The sequence below is a fragment of the Kitasatospora sp. NPDC040550 genome, from assembly GCF_055594965.1.
In genome coordinates, this window is sequence record NZ_JBVIWC010000023.1 from 12,603 (window position 1) to 35,984 (window position 23,382).

General features: G+C 75.2%; 24 protein-coding genes. 11 read left to right on the forward strand and 13 right to left on the reverse strand.

The features are described from left to right. Window positions 1-28 precede the first annotated feature (28 nt). Both ACZ58X_RS29015 and ACZ58X_RS29020 read left to right on the forward strand, forming a co-directional pair. Window positions 29-1,033 (forward strand): glycosyltransferase family 2 protein, encoded by a 1,005-nt coding sequence (locus ACZ58X_RS29015; RefSeq protein WP_470336547.1) that lies wholly within the window; start codon window positions 29-31, stop codon window positions 1,031-1,033. A 145-nt stretch (window positions 1,034-1,178) separates the two neighbouring features. Beyond that, a complete protein-coding gene (locus tag ACZ58X_RS29020) occupies window positions 1,179-4,085 on the forward strand; it encodes an FAD-binding and (Fe-S)-binding domain-containing protein (RefSeq protein WP_470336548.1) in 2,907 nt (968 codons plus the stop codon). Between the two features lie 130 nt (window positions 4,086-4,215). Here the strand turns inward: ACZ58X_RS29020 and ACZ58X_RS29025 are convergent, their stop codons facing one another. Next, complete coding sequence (locus ACZ58X_RS29025) at window positions 4,216-4,668, reverse strand: CBS domain-containing protein (RefSeq protein ID WP_470336549.1); 453 nt, start codon at window positions 4,666-4,668, stop codon at window positions 4,216-4,218. Window positions 4,669-4,759: 91 nt separating this feature from the next. Continuing rightward, window positions 4,760-5,836, reverse strand: coding sequence for a slipin family protein (locus tag ACZ58X_RS29030; RefSeq protein ID WP_470336550.1), 1,077 nt, complete (start codon window positions 5,834-5,836; stop codon window positions 4,760-4,762). Window positions 5,837-6,011: 175 nt separating this feature from the next. On the opposite strand from ACZ58X_RS29030, the gene ACZ58X_RS29035 reads away from it, so the two are divergent. Further along, the gene (locus tag ACZ58X_RS29035; protein ID WP_470336551.1) at window positions 6,012-6,785 is read left to right on the forward strand and encodes a uracil-DNA glycosylase; all 774 of its coding nucleotides are present in this window, start codon (window positions 6,012-6,014) and stop codon (window positions 6,783-6,785) included. A gap of 68 nt (window positions 6,786-6,853) precedes the next feature. Here ACZ58X_RS29035 and ACZ58X_RS29040 read toward each other — a convergent pair whose 3' ends face one another. Continuing rightward, entirely contained in the window at window positions 6,854-7,627 is a 774-nt protein-coding gene (locus ACZ58X_RS29040) for an SDR family NAD(P)-dependent oxidoreductase (RefSeq protein WP_470336552.1), read from the reverse strand. A gap of 117 nt (window positions 7,628-7,744) precedes the next feature. Here ACZ58X_RS29040 and ACZ58X_RS29045 point away from each other — a divergent pair, with 117 nt between their 5' ends. Next, complete coding sequence (locus ACZ58X_RS29045; RefSeq protein WP_470336553.1) at window positions 7,745-8,593, forward strand: helix-turn-helix domain-containing protein; 849 nt, start codon at window positions 7,745-7,747, stop codon at window positions 8,591-8,593. Between the two features lie 131 nt (window positions 8,594-8,724). Continuing rightward, the gene (locus ACZ58X_RS29050; protein WP_470336554.1) at window positions 8,725-9,045 is read left to right on the forward strand and encodes a DUF6980 family protein; all 321 of its coding nucleotides are present in this window, start codon (window positions 8,725-8,727) and stop codon (window positions 9,043-9,045) included. A gap of 13 nt (window positions 9,046-9,058) precedes the next feature. Here ACZ58X_RS29050 and ACZ58X_RS29055 read toward each other — a convergent pair whose 3' ends face one another. Continuing rightward, entirely contained in the window at window positions 9,059-9,937 is an 879-nt protein-coding gene (locus tag ACZ58X_RS29055; protein WP_470336555.1) for a CHAD domain-containing protein, read from the reverse strand. Between the two features lie 222 nt (window positions 9,938-10,159). Between ACZ58X_RS29055 and ACZ58X_RS29060 the strand changes: the two genes are divergently transcribed. From ACZ58X_RS29060 to ACZ58X_RS29070, 3 genes are all read left to right on the forward strand, one after another. Next, the gene (locus tag ACZ58X_RS29060; RefSeq protein ID WP_470336556.1) at window positions 10,160-10,834 is read left to right on the forward strand and encodes a hypothetical protein; all 675 of its coding nucleotides are present in this window, start codon (window positions 10,160-10,162) and stop codon (window positions 10,832-10,834) included. Between the two features lie 145 nt (window positions 10,835-10,979). After that, window positions 10,980-11,786 (forward strand): DsbA family protein, encoded by an 807-nt coding sequence (locus tag ACZ58X_RS29065; RefSeq protein WP_380401389.1) that lies wholly within the window; start codon window positions 10,980-10,982, stop codon window positions 11,784-11,786. 123 nt (window positions 11,787-11,909) lie between these two features. Next, window positions 11,910-12,560: a vitamin K epoxide reductase family protein gene (locus ACZ58X_RS29070; protein WP_470336557.1), complete on the forward strand. Its 651-nt coding sequence runs from the start codon at window positions 11,910-11,912 to the stop codon at window positions 12,558-12,560. Between the two features lie 9 nt (window positions 12,561-12,569). Here ACZ58X_RS29070 and ACZ58X_RS29075 read toward each other — a convergent pair whose 3' ends face one another. The 4 genes from ACZ58X_RS29075 to ACZ58X_RS29090 all read right to left on the reverse strand — a co-directional run bounded on the left by ACZ58X_RS29075 (window position 12,570) and on the right by ACZ58X_RS29090 (window position 15,224). Beyond that, window positions 12,570-13,070: an NUDIX domain-containing protein gene (locus tag ACZ58X_RS29075; RefSeq protein ID WP_470336558.1), complete on the reverse strand. Its 501-nt coding sequence runs from the start codon at window positions 13,068-13,070 to the stop codon at window positions 12,570-12,572. Between the two features lie 118 nt (window positions 13,071-13,188). Next, the gene (locus ACZ58X_RS29080; RefSeq protein ID WP_470336559.1) at window positions 13,189-14,262 is read right to left on the reverse strand and encodes a serine hydrolase domain-containing protein; all 1,074 of its coding nucleotides are present in this window, start codon (window positions 14,260-14,262) and stop codon (window positions 13,189-13,191) included. 29 nt (window positions 14,263-14,291) lie between these two features. Continuing rightward, window positions 14,292-14,807, reverse strand: a complete 516-nt coding sequence (locus tag ACZ58X_RS29085) for a GNAT family N-acetyltransferase (RefSeq protein ID WP_470336560.1) — start codon at window positions 14,805-14,807, stop codon at window positions 14,292-14,294. A 24-nt stretch (window positions 14,808-14,831) separates the two neighbouring features. Continuing rightward, a complete protein-coding gene (locus ACZ58X_RS29090; RefSeq protein WP_470336561.1) occupies window positions 14,832-15,224 on the reverse strand; it encodes an ankyrin repeat domain-containing protein in 393 nt (130 codons plus the stop codon). A 409-nt stretch (window positions 15,225-15,633) separates the two neighbouring features. Between ACZ58X_RS29090 and ACZ58X_RS29095 the strand changes: the two genes are divergently transcribed. From ACZ58X_RS29095 to ACZ58X_RS29105, 3 genes are all read left to right on the forward strand, one after another. After that, window positions 15,634-15,828 (forward strand): hypothetical protein, encoded by a 195-nt coding sequence (locus tag ACZ58X_RS29095; protein WP_097238968.1) that lies wholly within the window; start codon window positions 15,634-15,636, stop codon window positions 15,826-15,828. 114 nt (window positions 15,829-15,942) lie between these two features. After that, on the forward strand, window positions 15,943-17,556 hold the full coding sequence (locus tag ACZ58X_RS29100; protein WP_470336562.1) for a hypothetical protein: 1,614 nt from the start codon (window positions 15,943-15,945) through the stop codon (window positions 17,554-17,556). 277 nt (window positions 17,557-17,833) lie between these two features. Next, window positions 17,834-18,208: an RNA polymerase-binding protein RbpA gene (locus tag ACZ58X_RS29105; protein WP_350506367.1), complete on the forward strand. Its 375-nt coding sequence runs from the start codon at window positions 17,834-17,836 to the stop codon at window positions 18,206-18,208. Between the two features lie 133 nt (window positions 18,209-18,341). On the opposite strand, the gene fxsA is transcribed toward ACZ58X_RS29105, so the two are convergent. The 5 genes from fxsA to ACZ58X_RS29130 form a co-directional block, all read right to left on the reverse strand. Beyond that, the gene (gene fxsA, locus ACZ58X_RS29110; RefSeq protein ID WP_470336563.1) at window positions 18,342-18,920 is read right to left on the reverse strand and encodes an FxsA family membrane protein; all 579 of its coding nucleotides are present in this window, start codon (window positions 18,918-18,920) and stop codon (window positions 18,342-18,344) included. A 55-nt stretch (window positions 18,921-18,975) separates the two neighbouring features. Then, complete coding sequence (lnt, locus tag ACZ58X_RS29115; RefSeq protein WP_470336564.1) at window positions 18,976-20,616, reverse strand: apolipoprotein N-acyltransferase; 1,641 nt, start codon at window positions 20,614-20,616, stop codon at window positions 18,976-18,978. A 111-nt stretch (window positions 20,617-20,727) separates the two neighbouring features. Next, entirely contained in the window at window positions 20,728-21,180 is a 453-nt protein-coding gene (locus tag ACZ58X_RS29120) for a GNAT family N-acetyltransferase (protein ID WP_470336565.1), read from the reverse strand. A gap of 86 nt (window positions 21,181-21,266) precedes the next feature. Further along, window positions 21,267-22,874: an amidohydrolase gene (locus tag ACZ58X_RS29125; protein ID WP_470336566.1), complete on the reverse strand. Its 1,608-nt coding sequence runs from the start codon at window positions 22,872-22,874 to the stop codon at window positions 21,267-21,269. A gap of 31 nt (window positions 22,875-22,905) precedes the next feature. Next, window positions 22,906-23,346, reverse strand: a complete 441-nt coding sequence (locus ACZ58X_RS29130; RefSeq protein ID WP_218200145.1) for an Lrp/AsnC family transcriptional regulator — start codon at window positions 23,344-23,346, stop codon at window positions 22,906-22,908. Window positions 23,347-23,382: the final 36 nt, after the last annotated feature.

Here is a 23,382-nt window from a genome sequence, read left to right on the forward strand (position 1 = left end):
TTCGCGCGCCCTCTTACGCTCCGGCGTCATGCCCTCACCCCTGATCAGCGTCGTGCTCACCGCCTACGACCAGCACGGACAGCTCGCCGACTGCCTGGACTCGCTGCTCGCCCAGACCCTGGCCGACGTCGAGGTGATCGTGGTCGCCGACCGCTCCCCCGAGACCGCGGTCGGGCTCGCCGACGCCTACGCGGCCCGACACCCCCGGGTGTCGGTGCTGCACCTGAACGCGGCCGTCGGGGTCGGGGTGAGCCGGAACGCGGGTGCGGCGCGGGCCACCGGCGAGCACCTGCTGTTCCTCGACGCCGACCACCTGCTGCCCCGGGACGCCCTCCAGGCGCTCGCCGACCGGCTCCGGCAGACCGGCCCGGTCGACGTCCTGCTGTTCGGCCACTCCCGCCGCCACAACGACCGCGACTGGCCGGGCGGCGCCGAGGCCCTGCTCGCCGAGACCGGCCCCGAGCCCTTCGCCCCCTTCGACCGGCCCGAACTGTTCGGCGCGCCCCCGCTGGTCTGGGACCGGCTGATCCGCCGCGGCCACTGGGAGGAGCTCGGGCTCGCCTTCCCCGACGGCCGCTACGAGGAGATCCCGGTGGTGCACGCGGCGCTGCTCGGCGCCCGCAAGGCCGCCGTCCTGGCCCGCGAGTGCGTCCAGCTGCGCCGCCGGGAGACCGTCCACCCGGCCGGCGGGCCCGGCAGCAGCGTGTTCGACCTCTTCGAGCAGTACGAGCGCAGCTTCGCCCTGCTGGAGGACCAGCCCCACCTGTACGCGGTCCGCGACGCCCTGTTCGTCCGGATGATCCGGCACTACCTGTTCGTCTTCGACCTCGCCGGCTGCGTCACCCGCGCCGAACGCCCCCAGTTCTTCCACCGCGCCGCCGAGCACCACCGCCGCTTCCAGCCGCCCGGCCACCGCAGGCCGGCCGGCCGCGAGGGCATCAAGTTCTCCCTGCTGGCCGGCGGCGCCTACCCGGCCTTCGAGGTCGCCAAGCTCTCCCACATCGCCCGCGGCACCCTCACCGGCCGCAAGTAGCCCACCGGGCGTGCGCGGCGGGTGGCGCCGCGGCTGCCGCGGGCCTTCGGCATGACACCCCGACGGCGGTACCCCCGTCGCGCCCGGTACCGGTGCGGCGGCCCGGCTGCGATCATCGGCGGAGTCCACTTCCTGGGAGGCCCTGGTGAGCCGTCCGTCCGCCGTCCCCGGGGCCGAACTGGCCCGTGAACTGGCCGCCGTGCTGCGCGGGGAGGTCCGCTTCGACGCCGCCGAGCGCACGGTCTACAGCCACGACGCCTCCAACTACCGGCAGGTGCCGCTCGGGGTGGTCAAACCCGCCGACCCGGACGACGTGCGCACCGCGCTGGCGCTGTGCCGGCAGTACGGCGTGCCGGTGGTGGCCCGCGGGGCCGGGACGAGCATCGGCGGGCAGGCGATCGGCCCCGGCGCGGTGGTGCTGGACTTCCGCCGCCACCTCGGCGCGGTGCTGGAGGTCGACGCCGAGGCCCGCACCGCCCGCGTCCAGCCCGGCACCGTGCTGGACGACCTCCAGCGCGCCGCCCGGCCGTACGGGCTGCGCTTCGGCCCGGACCCGTCCACGCACAGCCGCTGCACCCTCGGCGGCATGATCGGCAACGACTCCTGCGGCTCCCACTCGCTCGCCTGGGGCCGCACCGCCGACAACGTGGAGCGGCTGGAGCTGCTGCTCGCCGACGGCACCGAACTGACCGTCGGCGGGCCGCTCACCGCCGCCGAGCGCGCGGCACTGCCGCACCTGCCCGGCCGGGTCGGCCAACTGCACCGCGAACTCCAGGAGTTCACCGACCGCAACCTCGCCACCATCCGGCAGGGCATGCCGCAGCTGCCCCGCCGCACCTCCGGCTACCCGCTGGACGCCCTGCTGCCCGAACACGGCCACCACCTGGCCCGGGCGCTGACCGGCACCGAGGGCACCTGCGCGCTGCTGCTGGGCGCCACCGTCCGGCTGGTCGAGGACCCGCCGGCCCGCGCCCTGGTGGTAGCCGGCTACCCCGACGAGGGCGCCGCCGCCGACGCCGTCCCCGCGCTGCTGCCGTACGGTCCGCTCACCGCCGAGGGCATGGCCGCCGACCTGATCGCCGCGCTGCTCGCCGCCGGTCCGCGCCCGCCCGCCCTGGACCGGCTGCCCGCCGGCGGGTGCTGGCTCTTCCTGGAGACCGGCGGCGCCACCGCGCTGGAGGCCTACCAGGCCGCCCGCCGACTGGCCGACGCGGTGCGCCAGGAGCCCGCGGCCACCGTCGCCCTGGTCACCGACCCGGTCGAGCAGCGCCAGCTGTGGGCCGTCCGGGAGGCCGGCGCCGGGATCGTCACCCGACTGCCCGGCGGCGGCGAGGCCTGGCCCGGCTGGGAGGACTCCGCTGTCCCGCCCGAGCGGCTCGGCGACTACCTGCGCAGTCTGCGCGCCCTGCTGCGCCGGCACGGCCTGCACGGCGTGCCGTACGGGCACTTCGGCGACGGCTGCGTGCACCTGCGGATCGACTTCCCGCTGGACCGGCCGCACGGGGCCCCGGTCTTCCGGGAGTTCCTGGAGCAGGCGGCCGACCTGGTGGTCTCGTACGGCGGTTCGCTCTCCGGCGAGCACGGTGACGGGCAGGCCCGGTCCGAGCTGCTGCCGCGCATGTACCCACCCGAAGTCATCGACCTGTTCGGCGAGTTCAAGCGGATCTGGGACCCGGAGAACCTGCTCAACCCGGGCGCCCTGGTCGACCCCCGCCCGCTCGACGCCGACCTGCGCTTCGTCACCGCCCCGCGCCGCCCGCTGCCGCTGGCCCTGCCGTACGAGCAGGACGGCGGCAGCCTCACCAAGGCGGTGCACCGCTGCGTGGGCGTCGCCAAGTGCGTGGACCCGACGACCGGGGTGATGTGCCCCAGCTACATGGCCACCGGCGAGGAGCGGCACTCCACCCGGGGCCGGGCCCGGCTGCTCGCCGAGATGCTGCGCGGCGAGGCCATTGCGGACGGCTGGCGCTCGGCGGAGGTGCGGGAGGCCCTGGACCTCTGCCTGAGCTGCAAGGGCTGCGCGAGCGACTGCCCGGTGCACGTCGACATGGCGACCTACAAGACCGAGTTCCTGTACCAGCACTACCGGCACCGGCCCCGCCCGCTCTCCCACTACTCGATGGGCTGGCTGCCGCTGTGGCTGCGCGCGGTCGCGCCGGCACCCGCGGCCGCCAACACGCTGGCCCGCTCCCGGGCCGGCGCCCTGCTCAAGCGGCTCGGCGGGATCGACCGGCGCCGGGTGCTGCCGGTCCTCCCGCCCGAGACCTTCACCCGCTGGTACCGGCGCCACCGCGCCGCCCACCCCGCCCCGGCGGGCGCCCGGCCGGTGCTGCTATGGCCGGACACCTTCTCCGACCACCTCCAGCCCGACGTGCTGCGCTCGGCCGTCGAGGTGCTGGAACACCTGGGCTTCGACGTCCGACTGCCCGACGGGCCGGTGTGCTGCGGCCTCACCTGGTACTCCACCGGCCAACTCGGCACCGCCCGGCGGGTGTTGCGGCGCAGCCTGGCGACCCTGACGGCCACCGGGCTCCCGGCCGACACCCCCGTGGTCGGCCTGGACCCCAGCTGCACCGCCACCCTGCGCGAGGACCTGCCCCGGCTGCTCGGCGCGGACGGCCGCCCTCTCTCCCAACGGACGCGCACCTTCGCCGAGTTCATCGACGAGTACGCCCCGGAGGCGCCGCTCCCCCGGGTCCGGCTGGAGGCCGTCACCCAGACCCACTGCCACCAGCACGCGGTGCTCGGCAGCGCCGCCGACCGCCGGGTCGAGGCCCGACTGGGTCTCGACAACCGGGTGCTGGACTCCGGCTGCTGCGGGCTGGCGGGCAACTTCGGCTTCGAACGGGGGCACTTCGAGGTGTCCGAGGCGATCGCCGAGCGCGTCCTGCTGCCCGAGGTGCGGGCCGCCGGGCCGGACACCGTGGTCCTCGCGGACGGGTTCAGCTGCCGCACCCAGATCGCCCAACTGGCCGACGGGCGACGGGCCCTGCACCTGGCGGAGCTGATCGCCCGGGAGCTGCGGAAGCAGTCGGGCGCAGCCGGGTCCTAGCCATGCCCGGCGAGGAAGGCCCCGGCGTGGGCTGCGACCTCCTCCCGGGTCGGGTGGCCGACGGAGGGCGCAGCGGTGCCGCGCCGCCACCTCGACACCCTCGCGAGCGGCTGACCACGCGCCGTCCGGATCAGCCCTGCAACGCGTCCTTCTTCGGCGCCTCGTCGGCACAGATCGCCGACACGAACTCCGCGAGCCGGGCCTGCGGCAGCCCGCGGGCGATGTCGGCCTCGCTGATCATGCCGACCAGCTTGTGCTCCGGGTGGTTGATCACCGGCAGGCGGCGCACCTGGTACTGCTCCATCACCCGCAGCACCTGCTCGCAGTCCTCGTCCGCCTCCACCGTCATCGGCCGGCCGAGCGCCAGTTCACCTGCCGTCACCTCGGACGGATCGCGCCCCTCCGCGACGCAGCGCAGCACGATGTCGCGGTCCGTCACGATGCCCAGCAGCCGGTCGTTCTCCCCGCAGATGGGCAGCGCGCCCACATGTCGTTCCCGCATGATCCGGGCGGCGGCGGCGAGCGTCTCGTGCTCGCGGATGCACTCCGCCCCCGGGTGCATGATGTCGCTGGCGATGGTCATGGTCCGCCTCCTGGCCTGGCTTCCAGCCCCTCGTCCATCCTGGTCCGACCGGGTGACCCACGCCACCGGGCCCGCGCGGGCCCGACGGCGCTCAGGACGCCGCCCCGGGCCCGGTGCGTTCCTCCGCCCCGCGCTCCCCGAGCCCGCGCTCCGCCGGGCCGGCCGCCTCCGGATCGGTTCCGTCGAGGTCCGTCCCGTCCGGGTCCGCCCCGTCCGGGTCTAATCCGTCCGGGTCCGTCCCGTCCAGCGGCGACGTGCTCAACAGCTTTTCCAGCGGCGGCAGTTCGTGCTTGGGCTGCTCGTGCCGGAGGTCCTCCTCCGGCACCACCCCGCGCTCCACCGCCTGCTCCGCCGACTTCGCGGCGGCGGCGACGGCGGCGGCCGCCAGCAGGTCCCGCTGCTGGGACTCCGTCGCGCTGTCCAGGAACCGCAGCAGCTCCACCGGGAACGGCAGCACCAGCGTCGAGTTCTTCTCCGCCGCCACCTCCACCACGGTCTGCAGCAACCGCAGTTGGAGCGCCGCCGGGGTCGCGCTCATCACCGCCGCCGCCTCCGACAGCCGGGACGAGGCCTGGAACTCGCCGTCGGCCGTGATGATCCGCGCCCGCCGCTCCCGCTCGGCCTCCGCCTGGCGCGCGATCGAGCGCTTCATCGACTCCGGCAGGGCGACGTCCTTGATCTCCACCCGGTCGATCTCGATGCCCCAGCCCAGCGCCGGGCTGTCGATCATCAACTCCAGCCCCTGGTTGATCGGTTCGCGGTTGGCCAGCAGGTCGTCCAGCTCGCTCTTGCCGATGATCGACCGCAGCGAGGTCTGCGCGACCTGGGAGATCGCGAAGTTGTAGTCCTGCACGTTGACCGTCGCCTTGACCGGGTCCTCCACCCGGTAGTAGACGACCGCGTCCACCCGCACGGTCACGTTGTCCCGGGTGATGCCCTCCTGCGCCGGGATCGGCATCGTCACGATCTGCACGTTCACCCGGCGCAGCCGGTCCGCGATCGGCATCAGCGCGACCAGCCCGGGCTCGCGGACCTCGTCACGGACCTTGCCGAAGCGGAACACCACGCCCTTCTGGAACTGCTGGACCACCCGGATGCTCAGCCCCGCCCAGATCGCCCCCAGCCCGGCCAGCCCCCCGAGAGCCCCCAGCACCGCATCGACGATCATCGCGGCCTCCTCGCGGCCTCCGCGCACACCGGCGCGCACACCGGCCGGTCCGGCCGCCACCGACCGGACCGGGCCGGGGGCCACCGGAGCAACTGCTTCCACGCTACGCCTGCCCGGACACCGCCGGACCGAACGTGCTGCACCCCTGGGGACGACCGGCCCTAGGATCAAGGCCATGCAGCCGGCCCCCGCCGATGACCCCGGCGACCCCCGCCACCCGGCCGAGGCCGCCGCCCGCGCCACCGGGCTCACCGTCCTCGACCGGGTCGTCACCGACTGCCGGGCCTGCCCCCGGCTGGTCGCCTGGCGCGAGGAGACCGCCCGCACCAAGCGCCGCGCCTACCAGGACTGGGACTACTGGGCCCGGCCGATCCCCGGTTTCGGCCCGCCCGACGCCCCGCTCGTCCTGGTCGGTCTCGCCCCCGCCGCCCACGGCGCCAACCGCACCGGCCGGATCTTCACCGGCGACCCCTCCGGCGACCTCCTCTACGCGGCCCTCCACGAACTCGGGCTCGCCAACCGCGCGGAGTCCGTCCGGCACGGCGACGGCCTGGAGCTGTACGGCGTCCGGATCACCGACCCGGTCCGCTGCGCCCCGCCCGACAACAAGCCCAGCACCGCCGAACGCGACACCTGCCGCCCCTGGATCACCCGCGAACTGCAACTGCTGCGCCCCACCGTACGGACGGTCGTCGCCCTCGGCGGCTTCGCCTGGCAGGCGATGCTGCCGGTGCTCGCCGACGCCGGCTGGACCGTCCCCCGCCCGCGCCCGGCCTTCGGCCACGCCGCCCTGGTCACCCTCCCCGCCCGGGACGGCGGCCCCGACCTGCGGCTGTACGGCTGCTACCACGTCAGCCCGCGCAACACGAACACCGGCCGGCTGACCACCGCGATGCTCCGCGACCTGCTCCGCGAGGCGGCCGTCTCGGCGGGGCTCAGCCCCCGTTAGCCCACGGCCCCGAGCGGGCCCGAGCGGCTCCGAGCCGCTCCGAGCCGCCCCGAACGGCTCCGTGCGGCTCAATCGAACCGCCGGGTGGCCGTGATCCCGCCGTCCACCGGCAGGGTCACGCCCGCCACGTACGAGGCCCGGTCGCTGAGCAGCCAGGCCGCCGCCTCCGCCACCTCGGTGTCCAGGCCCGGGCGGCCCAGCGGGGTCGAGCGGGCGACCAGGGCGGCGAACTCCGGGCCGGCCGCGAAGTACTCCTCCGTCCCGGGCGTGCGGACCACCCCGGGCGCGACGGCGTTGACCCGGACCCCGTACCGGGCGTAGTCGGCGGTGGCCGCCTTGACCAGGCCGGTCAGTCCGTGTTTGGCGGCCTGCTGGGCGCCGTCGCCGAAGCCCCCGACCAGCGCGCCCACCCCGGAGTTGAGCACCACCGAGCCGCCGCGGCCCGCCGTCGACATCGCCCGCAGCTGGGCGCGCAGGCAGAGCCAGTTGCCCCGCAGGTTGAGCGCGTGGGTGTCGTCCCACTCGGCCTCCGAGCGTTCGGCGAGCGGGACGGGCACCAGGCCGTTGCCCGCGTTGTCGAAGGCCGCGTCCAGCCGGCCGAAGGCGGCCAGCGCCGCGTCCACCGTCCGCTGGGCGCCCTCGGCGGTGGTCAGGTCGGCGGCCACCGCCACCGCCTCCCCGCCGCCGGCCCGCAGTTCGGCGGCCAGCGCCCCCACCTCCGGCGCGGACCGGGCGGCCAGCACCAGCAGCGCGCCCTCCCGGGCGAACAGCCGGGCGGCGGTGGCGCCGATGCCACGCCCGGCACCGGTGACGATCGTGACCTTGTCGTCGAGAAGTCCCATGCGGCGAGCCTGCCGCCGCCCCCGTCGGCCCACCAGCGGCCGGTCGTTCCCCGGACCGCCCAACCAGGGACAGCCCGGTCCTGGTTGCGCCGGCCCGGCTGTGGCAGCCTGGCGCGCATGCCCGAGACCCCGCTGGGCGCGTTCCTGCGCGCCCGCCGTACCCGACTCGCGCCCGCCGACGCGGGCCTGCCCGCGGCCGGTCGCCGCCGCACCCCCGGGCTGCGCCGCGAGGAGGTCGCCGCCCGCGCCGGGATCTCAGCCGACTACTACGCCCGGCTGGAACAGGGCCGCCAACGGGTGCCCACCGGTTCGGTCCTGGACGGTCTCGCCGAGGCCCTGCACCTGAGCGGCCCGGAGCGCGCCTACCTGCACCGGCTGGCCGTACGGCGCGGCCCTACAGCGCCGCCCTCCGCTCGCCCAGCCGCCGAACCGGCGGCCGCCCCGGCAGTCCCCGCGGCCACCCTGGCCCTGCTGGAGACCCTGGACGCCGCCCCCGCCTTCGTCACCGGCCCGACCTTCGACCTGCTGGCCTGGAACCGGCCCGCCGCACTGCTGCTGGCCGGGCCGGAACGGCGACCGCCGCACGAACGCAACCTGCTCTGGCAGGTCTTCTGCTGCCCGTACCGGGACCGCTCGGCGGGCAACACGGCCGCCGACCACTCGATCGGCGCCGACCTGGTCGCCTCTCTGCGCGCCCAGCACGCCGACCGCCCCCGCGACCGGAGCCTGCTCGCCCTGGTCGGCCGGCTCTCCACGGCCAGCCCGGAGTTCGCCGCGCTCTGGGACCACCACCGGGCCGCCCCGCCGGGCCCCGGCCGCCTCCACGTCCGCCACCCCGCGCTGGACACCGCCGTCCTCGACTACACCGTGCTGCCGCTCCCCGAGGAGGGCCGCCACGTCTTCGCCTTCCTCGCCCCGCCGGACAGCCCCACCCGCCGCGCCTTCGCGGCCGCGCGCGGAACGTGACGCAGCGGGCAGGGCGAGCAGGACCGACGGAGCAGGCAGGACGGGAAACGGGTACCGCCGCGACCCCGAACCGCCGTAGCCTCCACCCGAACCGACGTGCCCCCACCTGACGAACCGGAGCGTCCGAGGCGATGACAGCACACTGTTGCGAGTCGATGACCAGGCAGCTGGACCGACAGTGCCACCGGCACGACGACCCGTTCGACTGCCCCGACGCGGTGGTGCTGTTCATCGCGAAGTACCAGGAGTACGGGATCATCGTCCGCGACGGCGGCCGGTCCAGCATCGGCATCGACTTCTGCCCGTGGTGCGCGGCACGGCTCCCCGGGTCCCAGCGGGACCGCTGGTTCGACGAGCTGGAACGCCGGGGCATCGACCCCTGGGCGGAGGACGTCCCCGCCGAGTTCGAGGACGACCGCTGGCTCGCCCTGCCCGACGGCGACACCCGCTAGGTCCCCAGGCCGCCTAGCCGAACCGCGCCAGCTTCCGGCCCGCCGCCCCGGCCCAGACCTCCGGCAGCCTGGCCCGGGCCGCCTCCGCCGCCGCCAGCTGGCCCGCGTAGAGGACCCCGCAGGCGAAGGGCTCGCCGGCCGCCGCGGGCCGGGCCGCCAGGGCCGCGGCGGCGACCACCGCGTCCTGGTGCTCGCCCAGCACCTCCTGGACGGCCTTCATCCGCTCCGCGTAGCGCTCCGCCGCCGCGCCGACCGCGGGTGCCGCCGTCTCCCCGGCGTAGCGGGCGCGCTTGGCGGCCTTGCGGGCCTCGTGCAGGGCGCCGTCGCGCTCCGCAGGGCCGGCCGCGAGGGCGGTGCGGATCCGGGCCGCGGTGCGGCGCTGTTCCCGGGCCGCGATCCGGGAGAGCTCGGGGCCGGCGGCCCGGGCCGCGCGCGGGCGCAGCGGCGGGTCGGCGAGCAGGGTGGTCAGGGCTTCGGTGAGCGCCCGGCGGCGGGGGCTGTCGAGGGCGGCGACCACGTCGGGCCGGGCCCGGCGGTACTCGGTCCGGCCCCACTCCCGCAGCGCCCCGGCGACCCGTTCCGGCCCGCAGGCCTGCGGCAGTTCGCCGGCCCGGGCGGCCAGCCGTTCGGCGAGCACCTCGCCGTCCCGGGCCCGGCCGAGGGCGGCGCCCAGCCAGCGCAGGTCGGCGACCAGGGTGTCGGTGGTGCCGGGGTCGAGCAGTCGGCGGAAGGTCCGCAGTGCGCTGCGCAGCCGTCGGCAGGCGACCCGCATCCGGTGCACGGCGTCGGGTTCGTCAGCCCGGACGGCGTCGTCCAGTCCGGCCAGCACCACCGCCTGGGCCTCGACGCGGTCGAGCAGCACCCGTCCGACCGTGGTCTCGGGCCTCGCCATGGACGCGCACCCCCTCGTCGGGGTCACCGGTGATGCCTTCCAGGGTAGGCACCGGGCGGCGGCTGTCGACCCCGCACGGCCCGGGCGGGCGCCGTCACGGCCCGGGCGGGCGCCGTCACGGCCCGGGCGGGCGCCGTCACGGCCCGGGCGGGCGCCGTCACGGCTGTCAAGGGTCCTACGCGCCCTCGTGCCCGGCGCGAGGGGCATGGCATACTCCGGAGCGTGCTGACCTCCACCCATGCGACCAGGGCCCTGCGGGCCGCGGTGTTCACCGCGCTCGCCGTGCCGATGGCCGCGTTGGGCCAGGTGGTCATCACCGGTCGCCCGCTGTCGCTGTCGCTGGTGGCCACGGCGAGTGCCGTCGTCTTCCTGGTGGTGGCCGCGCTGGCCGGCGGGGAACGCCGGCTGCTGCACATCACCGCCGTGATGGTGCCGGTCGAGCTGCTGCTGAACACCACCTTCAACCTGGGCCAGACCGCCTGTGGGCCGGTGCTCTCCGAGCACGTGTCCGCGCGCGGGGTGAACCTGTTGGTCTGCGGCGGCGGTTCGGTGGACGGCTCGCTGCTGGGCGGCCCGCTGGGCCACACCGGGGAGCTGGCGCCCGCGGCGACGCAGCTGCTGCTCCTGGTGGTGCACCTGGCGATCGCGCTGGCCGCCTCGGCCTGGCTGCGGCTGGGTGACGCCGCGCTGTCCGGCCTGGCCCGGGCGCTGCGCGCGCTGCACCAGTCCCTGGCCCGCCCGCTGCGGGCGCTGCTCCTGCTGCTGCTCCCGGCGCCGGTGCGCCCGGTGCTGCGGGTGCCGCTGCCGGTGTCCGACCACGAGCGGCCGCGCCGCGAGGACGTGGTGCTGAGCCCGGCTCCCCGGCGTGGTCCGCCGGTCCTCGCGCCTGCCTGCTGAGCGCGTACCCCCTTCCGGCACCTGAGCGTGCACGGTTCCGTACGCCCGTGGGCAGTGCGCTCGACTCCGCGTCACTTGCCCCCGCCGCACCCGAGTGCGGCCACCCGCGCGCGCCCGCGCGCCGCGTACAGGAGTTGACTTCCCCATGGCTCAGGACAAGAACAAGAAGCGCGTCAGCGCCCGCGAGCGGATCCAGGAGGCGCAGCGCCGCGAGCAGCAGGCCGCCAAGCGCCGTCAGCTGATCGTCGTGTCGGTCTCCGCCGTCGTCGTGCTGGCACTGGCCGGCGGTGTCGCGCTCGCGATCAACACCGGCTCGAAGAACGACGACAAGGCGGCCGCGGCCGCCTCCTCGGCCCCGCTGGTCGTCCCGGCCAACGCCACCGGCCCGGACGGCACGGTGATCACCCTCGGCAAGGCCGACGCCCCGCACACCATGGAGGTCTACGAGGACTTCCGCTGCCCGGTCTGCAAGCACTTCGAGGCGGCGAACGGCCAGACCGTCAAGCAGCTCACCCAGGACGGCCAGATCAAGGTGGAGTTCCACCTGGCCGCCTTCCTGGACAAGAACCTCGGCGGCAAGGGCTCGCGCACCGCGCTGGCCGCCGCCGGCGCCGCGCTGAACGAGGGCGTGGACAAGTTCAAGGCCTTCCACGACGTGCTCTACGCCAACCAGCCGGACGAGCGCAGCGACGACTTCGGCGACGTCAACCACCTGCTGGACCTGGCCGGCCAGGTGCCCGGCCTCAAGACCGACGCCTTCGTGAAGGCGGTCACCGACCGGACGTACGCGCCGTGGGCGGCGAAGGTGGCCGACGCGTTCAACAACAGCCAGGTGACCGGCACCCCGACGGTCAAGGTGGACGGCAAGACGATCAACCTGTTCGCGGGCAACACCACCGCCACGCCCGAGCAGTTCACCGCCCAGGTGAAGCAGGCCGCCGGCCTCCAGTAGGCCGCACCGCCCCGCACTCGCACCGTTCCGCACTCGCACCGCCCCGCCCCGCACGGCACCACCGGCCCGGCCGAACTCCCGGCCGGGCCGGCCCCTCCCAGCCAGCCACCGGAGTGTGCTGTCATGACCGCCCCGACCACCGTGCACCCCTCCCCGTCCGTCCCCGACGCCGCCGGCCGTGGCCCGATCGGCGCGAGCCGGGCCCTCGCCCTCCTGCTGTTCCTCGGCGGGCTGGTCGGGCTGGCCGCCTCGGCCGTCCTGACCTTCGACAAGCTCCGCATCCTGGAGAACCCGTCGTACGTCCCCAGCTGCAACATCAATCCGGTGATCAGCTGCGGCTCGGTGATGCGCACCGAGCAGGCGGAGGTGTTCGGCTTCCCGAACCCGCTGCTCGGCCTGGCCGCGTTCGGCGCGCTGGCGGCGATCGGGGCGGGGCTGCTGGCGGGCGCCGCGTACCGGCGCTGGTTCTGGCTGGGCCTGCACGCGGGGACGGCGCTGGGCGTGGTGTTCGTGCACTGGCTGATCGACCAGGCGCTGTACGAGATCGGCGCGCTGTGCCCGTACTGCATGGTGGTCTGGGCGACGGTGGTGGTGCTGTTCTGGTACACCACGCTGCACAACCTGCGCACCGGCGTGATCCCGGTCGGGCCGAGGATGCGGGCGGTGGCCCGGGAGGCGGCGCGCTACCACTGGGCGCTGCCGGTGCTGTGGGCGGCGGTGATCGCGCTGCTCGTCCTGAGCCGGTTCTGGTACTACTGGAGCACCCTCGTCTGACCGGCCCGGTCAGCCCACGTACCCCGCCGAGTGCAGCAGCACGGCGGCGCCGGTCCGCCGGGCCTCCAGGGCCCCGGTGAGCCGGCGCGCCGCGCAGGGGTGCAGCAGGGCGGCCGCCCGGGCGGGGGTGAAGTAGCCGTGGTCGGCGATCTCCTCCGCCTGCAGCCGGATCTCCGCGCCGGGCTCGACCGCGCCGCCGTCGAACATGAAGTGCACGGCCGGGTGGGCGTGCCGGCCCTGGTCGGGGATCGCCTCGCGCCACTCCACCACCAACAACCGCAGCTCGCCCGCCGACAGCCCGGTCTCCTCCCGCAGTTCGCGGGCCGCGCACTCCGCGGGGCCCTCCCCCGGGTCCATCCCGCCGCCGGGGAACTGCCACTGGTCGCGGTAACTCGCTTTCAGCAGCAGGATCCTGCCGTCCTCGTCGGTGAGCAGCACGCTGCAGCCGATGTAGGCGCGCAGTATCCGGGCGAGCCACTGCTCCTCCGTGAGTGCCCAGGTCTCCGTCATCGCGCCTCCTCCGCCGGCCGTTGCCCGTCCCGGCCACTCTGCCGCAACCGCCGCCCCGGCAAAGGTGGTTCGTACCTAATCCACCCGATCGGGTCACCGTGTCGCGCCGCTGGGCACGTCAGCCGAAGACGGCCCGGCGGAAGGCGTTGCGCAGGTCGGTCAGCGGCTGGGTGTTCCGGTCGTGGTGCACCTTGTTGGTGAGCAGCAGGGCCCAGCGGCCCTGGCGGTGGGAGACCCAGCAGCCGGTGCCGGTGAAGCCGTAGTGGACGAAGGTGCCCTCGGCCGGATCGGTGCCGGCGGAGACCAGCCAGGACAGGCCGCGCGCGGGGGCCAGACCGCCGGTCTGCTCGCGCAGCGATTCGGCGATCCACCGCCCGCCCCACGGGAGTTCGGGCGGCGGGGCGAGCACGGCGGCGAGGAAGCGAGCCAGGTCGCGGGCGGTGGAGAAGACGCCGGCGTTGCCGGAGACGCCGCCGAGCAGCCGGGCGGAGGGGTCGTGCACGACGCCGCGCAGGTGGGCACCGGTCGGCTCGTGCCACTCGGTCGGCGCGGTCCGGGCGGTCTCCGCGGCGCCGAGCGGCCCGTACCGGGTGTCGGTCATGCCGAGCGGCCGCCAGGTCCAGCGCTCGGCGAGGACGTCCAGCGGCGCGCCGCCGAGGTCCTCGACCAGGTAGCAGAGCAGCACGGCGGCACGGTCGGTGTACTCCACGGCCGCCCCCGGCGCGCGGTGCAGCGGGGCGGCCAGCACCCCGGCCCGGATCGCCGCCGGCTCCCGCCCGTAGAGCTGCTCGAAGCGGGTGTACGGCAGCAACCCGGCAGTGTGGGCCATGAGTTGACGGACAGTCACCGCGCCGACGGGCCGCCCGGCGGCGGGCGGCCACCAGCGGCCGAGCGGCTCGTCCAGCGGCAGCCGGCCGGACCGCCACAGCACTCCGGCGGCGGGCCAGAGCGCCACCACCTTGGTCAGGCTGGCGAGGTCGTACAGGATGTCCGGCCCCGGCGCGAGCCGCGCGTACGGGCCCTGCCCGAGGGTGCCGTGACTGCCGCCGCCGAGGGTGCCCGCGGCGTCGCCGACGGCCCAGACCCCGCCGGCACCGACGGCCCGCAGCCCGGCCAGGACCAGCCGCTCCAGCTCCCCGCCGGGCGCGGCCAGGGCGGGGAGGCGTTCCGCTTCGGGTGCTCGGTGGTCCACCCCGGGTGTCTACCCGGAGCGCCCGCCGCTCAGACCGCCGCGGGGAGTTCCTTGCCGAGGCAGATGCTCAGCGGGTGGTCCCGGTAGATGCCGAACTTGCGGATCGCCGTGTAGCCCTCGGAGCCGTACAGCGCGATGGCCTCGGGCTGCTCGCTGCCGGTCTCCAGGATGACGCGGGTGTGCCCGGCCTCGACCGCGGTCTCCTCCAGGCGGTGCAGCACCGCCCGGGCCAGGCCCCGGCCGCGGGCGGCGGGGACCACGAACATCCGCTTGAGCTCGACGTCGCCGTCGCGCAGCCCGTTCGGCCCGGCCTGCTTGGCCCGCCAGCCGCCGCAGGCGACCGGCCGGCCGTCCAGGTAGGCGATCATGAACAGGCCGGCCGGGGCCTCGAAGTCCTCGGGGTGCATCACGGTCTCGTCCGGGTCGCCGTAGCGGCGGACGTACTCCTGCTGCACCTCCGCCGACAGGGCCTGCGCGTCGGGGTGGGCGTACCCGGTGATGCGGAACTCGACGGTGCTGGCGGCCTGCTCGGCGGTGCTCTCCATGGTGGAAGAGCCTACGGCCAGGCCCTAGCGACCCTCGAACCGGGCGAGCAGCTCGGTCTTGCCGAACATCGCGGCGGCGTCGACGGCGGACGGGACGCCGGCCCGCGGGTCGGCGCCGCCGGCCAGCAGGGCCTCGACGACGTCCGAGCCGCCCTTGAAGACGGCCCCGGCCAGCGGGGTCTGGCCCTTGTCGTTGGCCCGGTTCGGGTCGGCGCCGCGCTGGAGCAGGGTTTCGACGGTGGCCGCGTGGCCGTGGTAGGCGGCCAGCATCACCAGGGTGTCGCCGCTGCCGTTGGTGAGGTCCGCGGAGACCCCGGCGTCGAGCGCGGTGGTCAGGGTGGCGGTGTCGCCGGCCCGGGCGGCGTCGAAGAGCTTCCCGGCGAGCGCGATCACCTCGGCGTCGGGGGCATCGGTCATGGCGGACTGCCTTTCCAGAGGGGTGACGAGGGCTCGTGCGTACCGCACCGTAGCGGCCGGTGCCGCCGCCGGACCAGCGGGCGTCCGGATTCCGGACGACGGCCCCACCGGCCCGGGGCGCGGAACGACGCGCGGCCGCACGGGTTGCGCGGCCGTTCGAGCGAACTTCCGGGACCCCCCGGAAACTTCCCGCCCACCCCGCGGGAATGCCTCGCGGCACCGGCACCACCCGGATCCCACCCGACTCCAGGCCCCCACCCCGGCCGGTTCGCACACCGCCGTCCGGCCCACCCGACGGCAATGAACAGCAGAACCACCCATTTGCGCCGTTCCATCATCTATTACTTTTTGTCACGATTAGGGCACTTTAAGTAACACTGTCCCCCGTCCCCCTCCCCGAGGAGCAGAAGTGATCCTCTCGATTTCCGGCATCGTCCTGTTCGGCACCATCGCCTTTCTGTTCTTCCGCAGGGACGGACTAAAGGTCTCGCACGCCATCGTCTGCGCCCTCTTCGGCTTCTACGTCGCCGGTTCCTCGATCGCCCCCAGCATCACCGCGGGCGGGGCCAGCCTGGCGAGCCTGCTCGGCGGCATTCGGTTCTAGGCGCCGCCTCTCCCCCCACCGGCCCGGGCGCGGATCCCACCGCCCCGGGCCCCGTCGTACCACGAGCAGTCCCCCCTCACCCCCACCCGTCCCACTCGTCCGGGGAGTCACGGAATGCCGCTCCACCGCCATCTCAGCAAGGGCCGCGAGTTCGCCCGAACCGCCGGGGACCACGCCACCGACATGTTCGCCCCGCTCACCGTGATCGGCCGCGGGCTGCGCCACCACGCCGGCTGGGCCAAGGGCCGCTGGCAGGCCACCCCGACGGAGCGGCGCGGCCCGACGCTGTTCCTGTCGGCCGCCGTGCTGGTCGGCATCTACCTGCTGCCGCACGGCCTGCTGTTCGCACTGGTCGGCCTGATGGCCAGCGCCGCCTGGGCCGGCCGGGCCCCCAAGGCGGCGCCCGCGCCGCCCGCGCCCGACGTCGCCGACGTCAAGCTCACCGCCCTCTACTCGGCGCTCACCCCGTACCTGTGCGGCCCCGAGGACGCCAACCCGCTGTACCACTTCGAGGGCAGCTACAAGAACGCCTTCGGCTCCTGGGAGTTCGACGGCGAGGGCCGGCTCTCCCGGCTGGAGCTCAGCTACCCGGCGTACTTCACCGACACCGAGCCCGCCGCCCGGGCCCGGATCGAGCAGGTCGTCCAGGGCAAGGCCGGCCGGGCCCGGGAGTACCGCTTCGACTGGGACGAGGAGTCCAACCGGCTGCGGATCACCGCACTGGCCCCGCTGCCCACCGACATCGCCGCCCAGCGCTTCGTCGCCGCCCCGGGCGAGATCGTGCTCGGCTTCACCGACGAGGACGGCACCGCCCGCACCATCCCGGTCCACCAGGGCGGGGCCACCGCCCAGCAGCCGCCGGTGGTCTGGCGCACCGGCCCGCGCTCCTCCGAGCCGCACCTGCTGGCCCTCGGCGTCACCGGCTACGGCACCTCCAGCCTGATCCGCTCGATCGCGCTCCAGGCGCTCCCGTACGCCGACCTGGTGGTGGTCGACGGCGCCGGCACCGGGGAGCACGCCTGCCTGGTCAACCGGCCCGGCGTGCACACCGTCGAGACCAGCCTGCACGGCGCGCTGGCCGCCCTGGAGTGGGCCGCCCAGGAGACCGAGCGGCGGCTCGCCGCGCTGAACACCGCCCGGCACACCGGCACCGCGCTGCCCGAGGACCTCACCCGGCCGCTCTGGCTGCTGCTGGACCACCCGACCGAGCTGGGCGAGCTCGCCCACGCCGAGGGCCGCCCCGACCCGCAGGAGCTGCTGGAGCTGCCGCTGCGGCACGGCCGGGCCGCCCGGGTCACCGTGGTGATCGCCGACGACGTCGAGGCCCGGGACCGGATCACCCCCACCGTCCGGGCCACCACCCGGGCCAGGGTGCTGCTCGGCCCGGCCGGGCCCGAGGAGGGCCGCGCCGCGCTCGGCGCGCCGCTGGACATCGTGCCCGCCGCCCACGCCCCGGTCGGCCGCGGCTACGCCCGGATCGGCAACGGCGCCCCGGTCCGGCTCCAGGTGCCCGCCACCGTCGACCCACTGGACGAGGAGGCCCCGGCCCAGCTGCGCGACGCGGTGATCGCCCTGCTGCCGCACCGCGACAGCCGGACCGAGCCCGCCTCCGCGGCGCCGCCCCGCCCGGACCGCCCGCCGGTGGTACCGCTGGACGCCGCCCCGCCCGTCCGCCCGGTCGACCTCGGCAAGACCGAGCCGATGATCCGTTCCCGACCGATCTCCTGACCGCCCGGGAAGCGGGGGCGACCGGCGCCGCGGAATCGCCGACCGGTAGGCTCGTCACAGAAAGTCCGCACGATCACCAGATGTGAAATAGGTGACACCTGGGGTGATATCACCGGCCAGATGTGACAAATCGGGCGACGGTGGGTACAAACAGGGGCGGCACGACAGACGACGCATGTCCCCGGACGGGAATCTTCGTCGGAAGCCGAGCGTTGACCGAACGACGAAGAACAGCGACCACTAGTCCTGTGGGCCATAAGCCCGGGAGGCACGATTCATGAGCGAGCGAGCTCTCCGCGGCACGCGACTCGGGGCCACTAGCTACGAGACCGACCGTGGTATCGATCTGGCCCCGCGCCAGACCGTCGAGTACGCATGTCAGAACGGACACCGATTCGAGGTTCCTTTCTCGGTCGAGGCGGAGATCCCTCAGGCCTGGGAATGCCGCTTCTGCGGCCAGGAGGCGGTTCTCCTCGACGGTGACGAGCCTGAGGAGAAGAAGACCAAGCCCACGCGCACCCATTGGGACATGCTGATGGAGCGCCGGACGCGCGAGGAGCTGGAGGAGGTGCTGGCCGAGCGGCTGGCCGTGCTCCGCTCCGGCGGGATGAACCTCGCGGTGCACCCGCGTGACACCCGCAAGAGCGCCTGACCCGACTCGCTCCCGCCACGAGCGGGAGGACGCGAAAAGGGACCCTGGTCACCAGGGTCCCTTTCGCGTTGTCCGGAGCCGTGTCCAGGTCCGGAGCCGTGTCCAGCCGACGTGTCCGGAGTGTCCGGACAGGTCAGCCGGCGATCGGCGGGCGGTAGGTGGTGTCGGGGCCCTGCGGACCGCGCGGACCGGTCTCCTGGTCGACCACCTCGCCCTGGACGACCTTGCCGTCCGGGCGGTGGATGCGCATCTGCTCCTGCAGCCGCAGCGCGTCCGCGAAGGCGTCGGAGCCGACGGTGGCGGTGCTGCGCATCGCCTTGTCCGCGATCCGGCGGCCGGCCGCCCGCCACAGCGCCCGGGTCGGCGGGAAGAGCAGGGTCAGGGCGACCAGGTCGGACAGGAAGCCCGGGACGATCAGCAGCAGCCCGGCGCCCACGGTCATGCTGGTGCCGGTCTGCGGCTGCTCGGACTGCGGGTTCTTGCTCTGCTCGATCGCCGCCGACAGGGCCTTGAGCCCCGCCCGCTTGATCAGCGAGGCACCGATCACCGCGCCGGCGATGAGCAGCAGCAGGACGGTGAGGCCACCGAGCCAGGAGGCCACCTGCACCAGCAGCCAGATCTCCAGCACCAGCCAGGCGGTGAACAGCAGCGGCAGCACCCGGCGCAGCCTGCTACGCGGGGCCGGACGGGCGGGGGTAGCTTGCTGGGTCACGGTACGAATCCACTCCAAGCGGTGCTCTGCGCGCCGCACGGGAGGTCCGGGCCGGCTACGGCACCACCTGGTCCAACGATTCCGCCGCGGCCGGTGTTCCGTCCGCGGCCTTCCGGCGGCGGCCGACCAGCAGGGCGGCGGCGCAGGCCAGCAGGCCGCCGACGGCCAGCGTCCACTCCGGGACGGCGCCGACCCGGTCGGCCACCGTGGTGCCGTCACGCAGCGGGACGGTGGCGGACAGCTCGGCCGGGGTCAGCTCCTGGGTGCGCTGCTCGACGGTGCCGTCCGGGGCGATCACGGCGCTGATGCCGCTGGTGGCGGCGATCAGCACGGCCCGGCCGTGCTCGACCGCGCGCAGTCGGCTCATCGCCAGCTGCTGCTCGGGCTGGCCGGTCTCGGCGTAGGTCGCGTTGTTGGTCTGGACGACCAGGACGCGGGCGCCGCTGTCCACGGTGTCCCGGACGATCTCGTCGTAGGCCACCTCGAAGCAGATCACGTCGCCGATCTTCGCCGGGCCGAGCTGCATCACACCGTTGTGGTCGCCGGGGTAGAAGTCGCGGGCGACCCGCTGGAGGCGGGTGATCACCTTCATCAGCTGGGCCCGGAACGGCACGTACTCGCCGAACGGGACGGGGTGCTGCTTGGTGTAGGAGGCGCCGGGGCCGGTGACCGGGTCCCAGACGATGCCCTCGTTCTGGACGTGCTGCGCGTCCGGGCCGTCCACCAGGGTGCCGACCAGGGTGGGCACGCCGACGGCCTTGACCGCCTCGTCGATGCGCTGGCGGGCCAGCGGGTCGCTGAACGGGTCCAGGTCGGAGGAGTTCTCCGGCCAGATCACCACGTCGGGGCGCGGCACCTTGCCGGCCTGCACGTCGGCGGCGAGCCGCTCGGTGGCCGAGGCGTGGTTGTTGAGCACCATCATCGGGCGGCCCAGGAAGTCCATGCCCGGGTTGGGCACGTTGCCCTGGACGATGGCGACCTTGACCGTGTCGGCCGCGGCGGTGGGCACCGGCACCAGGTAGCCGGCCAGCAGCGTGGCCACCGCGCCGAGCGCCGCCAGCGCCGCCGCCTTCGGGGCCCGGCCCGGCCCGCGCAGGCGCAGCGCCGCCCAGGCGAGCAGGGTGCCGGACAGGGCCACGGCGAAGGTCACCAGCGGCGCGCCGCCGAGGGCGGCCAGCGGGGTGAACGGCGTCGCGGTGTTGGCGAAGGCCAGCCGGCCCCAGGGGAAGCCGCCCAGCGGCAGCCGGTCGCGCGCCCACTCCTGGGTGACCCAGAGGGCGGCCGCCCAGAACGCCCAGCCGGGCAGCCGGGAGGTGAGCGCCAGCGCCCCGCCGAGCAGGGCCAGGAACAACGCCTCGATCACCGACAGGCCGACGGTCGCGTCCCAGCCGACCACCCGCAGCCAGCTGAGCAGCATCAGGAAGAACGGGAAGCCGAAGGCGAAGCCCGTCCAGGCGCCCTGGCGGAAGGTGCGGCCGCGGGTGAGCAGCGACAGCGCGGCGACGCCCAGCAGCGACAGCGGCCAGAGGTCGTACGGCGGGAAGGCGAGCGCGAGCAGCAGGCCGGACAGCGCGGCGAGGCCGGTGCGCGGCAGGCCGGCCCGGACCTTGGCGAGCACGCGGGCGGGGCGGCCGGGGGCCGGGGCCGGTTCCTGTGGCTCGGGAGCGGTCCCGGACCGCTCCTGGGTGACGGGCATGGCCACCGGCGCACCATCTTCCTGGGGCTTGCTGTTCGGACGCTGTGCGAAGAAGGTACCCCGGAACGTCGCGGGCGCGTGAGGTCAGGGTGGTGGGCCGGTTCGGGGGGGTCAGCGCTCCGTGTAGCGGAAGCGCCCCAGCGGCCAGTGGTCGGTGAGCCAGGCGGAGACGGCGCGGTACAGCGGGGCGTCCAGCTCGGCGCGGTCGGCGCGGACCCAGGAGCTGACCGAGACCAGGGAGGCGTCCTCGCGGTCCGGGTAGATGTACACGCAGCCGATCACCTCGCCGCGGTCCGGCTCCAGGACGGTGTAGGTGAAGCCCCGGCGGGCCTCGAAGTCGGCGGCGTGCCGGCGCAGGTCGGCGAGGTTGTCCGCCAGGGGCATGCCGTCGGCGGGCGGCCAACCGCGGCCGGCCCAGCCGGGGGTGGCGCGGATGTGCTCGATGCTGCCCGTCCAGGCGGCGTGGTCGGAGGCGTTGTGCTGCTCGCCCAGGGGCTCCAGGCGGAACTCCGGGGCGAGCAGCTCGCGCGGGACGGAGAAGTCGGCGGGGACGATCTCGGTCATGGTCGGCACCCTACGAGGGCGACCGCCCTCCGATCACCCCGATTACCGCTCGTGCGCGGTCCTACCGCTACCGCCCGTGCACCGTCCTACCGCTCGTACACGGTGCGGCCGCGGACCACCGTGCGCAGGCAGAGCGGGAGTTCGTGGCCCGGGGTGAGGTCGGGCAGGCCGGGGGTGCCGGAGCGCGGGTCGGTGGACCAGCCCGCCACCCGGGAGTCCGGGGCCTGGACGACCAGCTCGTCGGCGGCCCAGAGCGCGTAGTTGGCGACCGCGCCCGGCACCAGCACGCCGTCGTGGTCGCGGCCGATCGCGCGCCAGCCGCCGCGGGTGTGGGCGGTGAAGGCGGCACGGACCGAGATCCGGTGCTCCAGGGTCCGGTGGAACGCCGCGGCGCGGACGGTGCCCCAGGGGTCGAGCGGGGTGACCGGGGCGTCCGAGCCGAAGGCCAGCGGGACACCGGCCCGCAGCAGGGCCGCGTACGGGTTGAGACCGGCCGCCCGCTCGGCGCCCAGGCGCTGGGCGTACATGCCGTCCGGGCCGCCCCAGGCGGCGTCGAAGGCGGGCTGGACGGAGGCGGTGAGGCCGAGTTCGCCGAAGGCCGCGATCGCCTCGTCGTCCAGGGCCTCGGCGTGCTCGACGCGGTGGCGCAGCGCCTTGACCCGGTCGGCGCCGACCCGCTCGCCGGCCGCGCGCACGCCCTCGATCACGGCGGCGAGCGCCGCATCGCCGATCGCGTGGAATCCGGCTTGCAGCCCGGCCTCGGTGCAGGCGGCGACGTGGTCGGCGACCTGCTCGGCGGTCAGGTAGGCGGTGCCGGTGTGCTCGGCATCGGCGTACCGGGCGTGCAGGCACGCGGTGTGCGAGCCGAGCGCGCCGTCCACGAAGAGGTCGCCGCCGGCGCCCACCGCGCCGAGCCGGCGGGCGGTCTCGGTGCCGCCCAGCTCGCCCCAGTAGCCGAAGACCTCGGGGCCCTCGCCCTCGGCGGCCAGCTCCAGCAGGGCGGCCAGGTCGGCCTCGGAGGAGATCTCCGGGCCGGCGCACTCGTGCAGGGCGCCGATGCCGAGCTCGGCGGCGCGGGCCAGGGTGGCGCGCTGGGCGCGGCCGCGCTGCTCGGGGGTGAGGTGCGCCAGCGCGGTCTGCCGGACGGCGTGGTGGGCGTCCTTGGTGAGCGGGCCGTCGGCGTGGTGGCCGGGGCGCTCGGCGAGGTCCTCGGTGAGGGTGCGCAGCGCGGTGGTGGCGAGCGCGGAGTGGACGTCCGTCCGGGAGAGGTAGAGCGCCGCGCCGCGGGCGGCCGCGTCGAGTTCGGCGAGCGTGGGCGGGCGGCCCTCGGGCCAGCCGGTCTCGTCCCAGCCGTGGCCGATCAGCACCCCGTCGGGCTCCGGCCGCGCCGCCACGAAGGCGGTGACGGCGGCCAGCGCGGCGGCCAGCGAGGGGCTGCCGGTGAGGTCGAGTCCGGTGAGCGCCAGGCCGGTGGCGGTGGCGTGCACGTGCGCGTCCACGAAGGCGGGGGTGACCAGGGCGCCGTCCAGCTCGACGATCTCGTCGGCGGTCGCGGCGTACGCCTCGGCGGCGCCGTCGCTGCCGACCCAGGCGATGTGCCCGCCCTCCACGAGCATCGCGGTGGCGAAGGGGTCGGCGGGGCTGTAGACGGCGCCGCCGCGCAGCAGGACGGTCCGGGAGGTGCGTTCGGTCATGCGCCCAAGTCTGCACCCCGCCGGTTCGCGCTCAGATCTTCGGGGGTCGTGCCTCGTAGGGAGTGGAGAGCACCACGGTGGTGCGGGTGGACACTCCGGCGGCGCTGCGGATCCGGGCCAGCAGGTCCTCCAGGTCGCCGGGGGCGCCGACCCGGACCTTGAGGATGTAGTTCTCGTCGCCCGCGACGCTGTGACAGGCCTCGATCTCCGGCAGGCCGGCCAGTCTCTCCGGGGTGTCGTCCGGGGCGCTGGGGTCGAAGGGTTTGACCGAGATGAACGCGGTCAGCGCCAGGTCGACGGCGTCGGGGTCGACGATCGCGGTGTAGCCGCGGATCACCCCGCGCTGTTCGAGGCGGCGCACCCGCTGGTGCACCGCCGAGGTGGACAGGCCGGTGGCCTTGCCCAGGTCCGTGTAGCTCATCCGGCCGTCCTCTAGGAGCAGCTGGACGATGCGTTGGTCGAGATCCTCCACGGTGCGCAAACCTACCCGCTCGGGGAGCACGGGGGG

Excerpts from the sequence above, each read along its gene's own strand:
- ACZ58X_RS29015 (WP_470336547.1), top strand. The coding sequence starts at position 29 with ATGCCCTCACCCCTGATCAGCGTCGTGCTCACCGCCTACGACCAGCAC.
- ACZ58X_RS29025 (WP_470336549.1), bottom strand. The coding sequence starts at position 4,668 with ATGACCATCGCCAGCGACATCATGCACCCGGGGGCGGAGTGCATCCGC.
- ACZ58X_RS29030 (WP_470336550.1), bottom strand. The coding sequence starts at position 5,836 with ATGATCGTCGATGCGGTGCTGGGGGCTCTCGGGGGGCTGGCCGGGCTG.
- ACZ58X_RS29035 (WP_470336551.1), top strand. The coding sequence starts at position 6,012 with ATGCAGCCGGCCCCCGCCGATGACCCCGGCGACCCCCGCCACCCGGCC.
- ACZ58X_RS29040 (WP_470336552.1), bottom strand. The coding sequence starts at position 7,627 with ATGGGACTTCTCGACGACAAGGTCACGATCGTCACCGGTGCCGGGCGT.
- ACZ58X_RS29045 (WP_470336553.1), top strand. The coding sequence starts at position 7,745 with ATGCCCGAGACCCCGCTGGGCGCGTTCCTGCGCGCCCGCCGTACCCGA.
- ACZ58X_RS29050 (WP_470336554.1), top strand. The coding sequence starts at position 8,725 with ATGACAGCACACTGTTGCGAGTCGATGACCAGGCAGCTGGACCGACAG.
- ACZ58X_RS29055 (WP_470336555.1), bottom strand. The coding sequence starts at position 9,937 with ATGGCGAGGCCCGAGACCACGGTCGGACGGGTGCTGCTCGACCGCGTC.
- ACZ58X_RS29065 (WP_380401389.1), top strand. The coding sequence starts at position 10,980 with ATGGCTCAGGACAAGAACAAGAAGCGCGTCAGCGCCCGCGAGCGGATC.
- ACZ58X_RS29070 (WP_470336557.1), top strand. The coding sequence starts at position 11,910 with ATGACCGCCCCGACCACCGTGCACCCCTCCCCGTCCGTCCCCGACGCC.
- ACZ58X_RS29075 (WP_470336558.1), bottom strand. The coding sequence starts at position 13,070 with ATGACGGAGACCTGGGCACTCACGGAGGAGCAGTGGCTCGCCCGGATA.
- ACZ58X_RS29085 (WP_470336560.1), bottom strand. The coding sequence starts at position 14,807 with ATGGAGAGCACCGCCGAGCAGGCCGCCAGCACCGTCGAGTTCCGCATC.
- ACZ58X_RS29090 (WP_470336561.1), bottom strand. The coding sequence starts at position 15,224 with ATGACCGATGCCCCCGACGCCGAGGTGATCGCGCTCGCCGGGAAGCTC.
- ACZ58X_RS29100 (WP_470336562.1), top strand. The coding sequence starts at position 15,943 with ATGCCGCTCCACCGCCATCTCAGCAAGGGCCGCGAGTTCGCCCGAACC.
- ACZ58X_RS29105 (WP_350506367.1), top strand. The coding sequence starts at position 17,834 with ATGAGCGAGCGAGCTCTCCGCGGCACGCGACTCGGGGCCACTAGCTAC.
- lnt (WP_470336564.1), bottom strand. The coding sequence starts at position 20,616 with ATGCCCGTCACCCAGGAGCGGTCCGGGACCGCTCCCGAGCCACAGGAA.
- ACZ58X_RS29120 (WP_470336565.1), bottom strand. The coding sequence starts at position 21,180 with ATGACCGAGATCGTCCCCGCCGACTTCTCCGTCCCGCGCGAGCTGCTC.
- ACZ58X_RS29125 (WP_470336566.1), bottom strand. The coding sequence starts at position 22,874 with ATGACCGAACGCACCTCCCGGACCGTCCTGCTGCGCGGCGGCGCCGTC.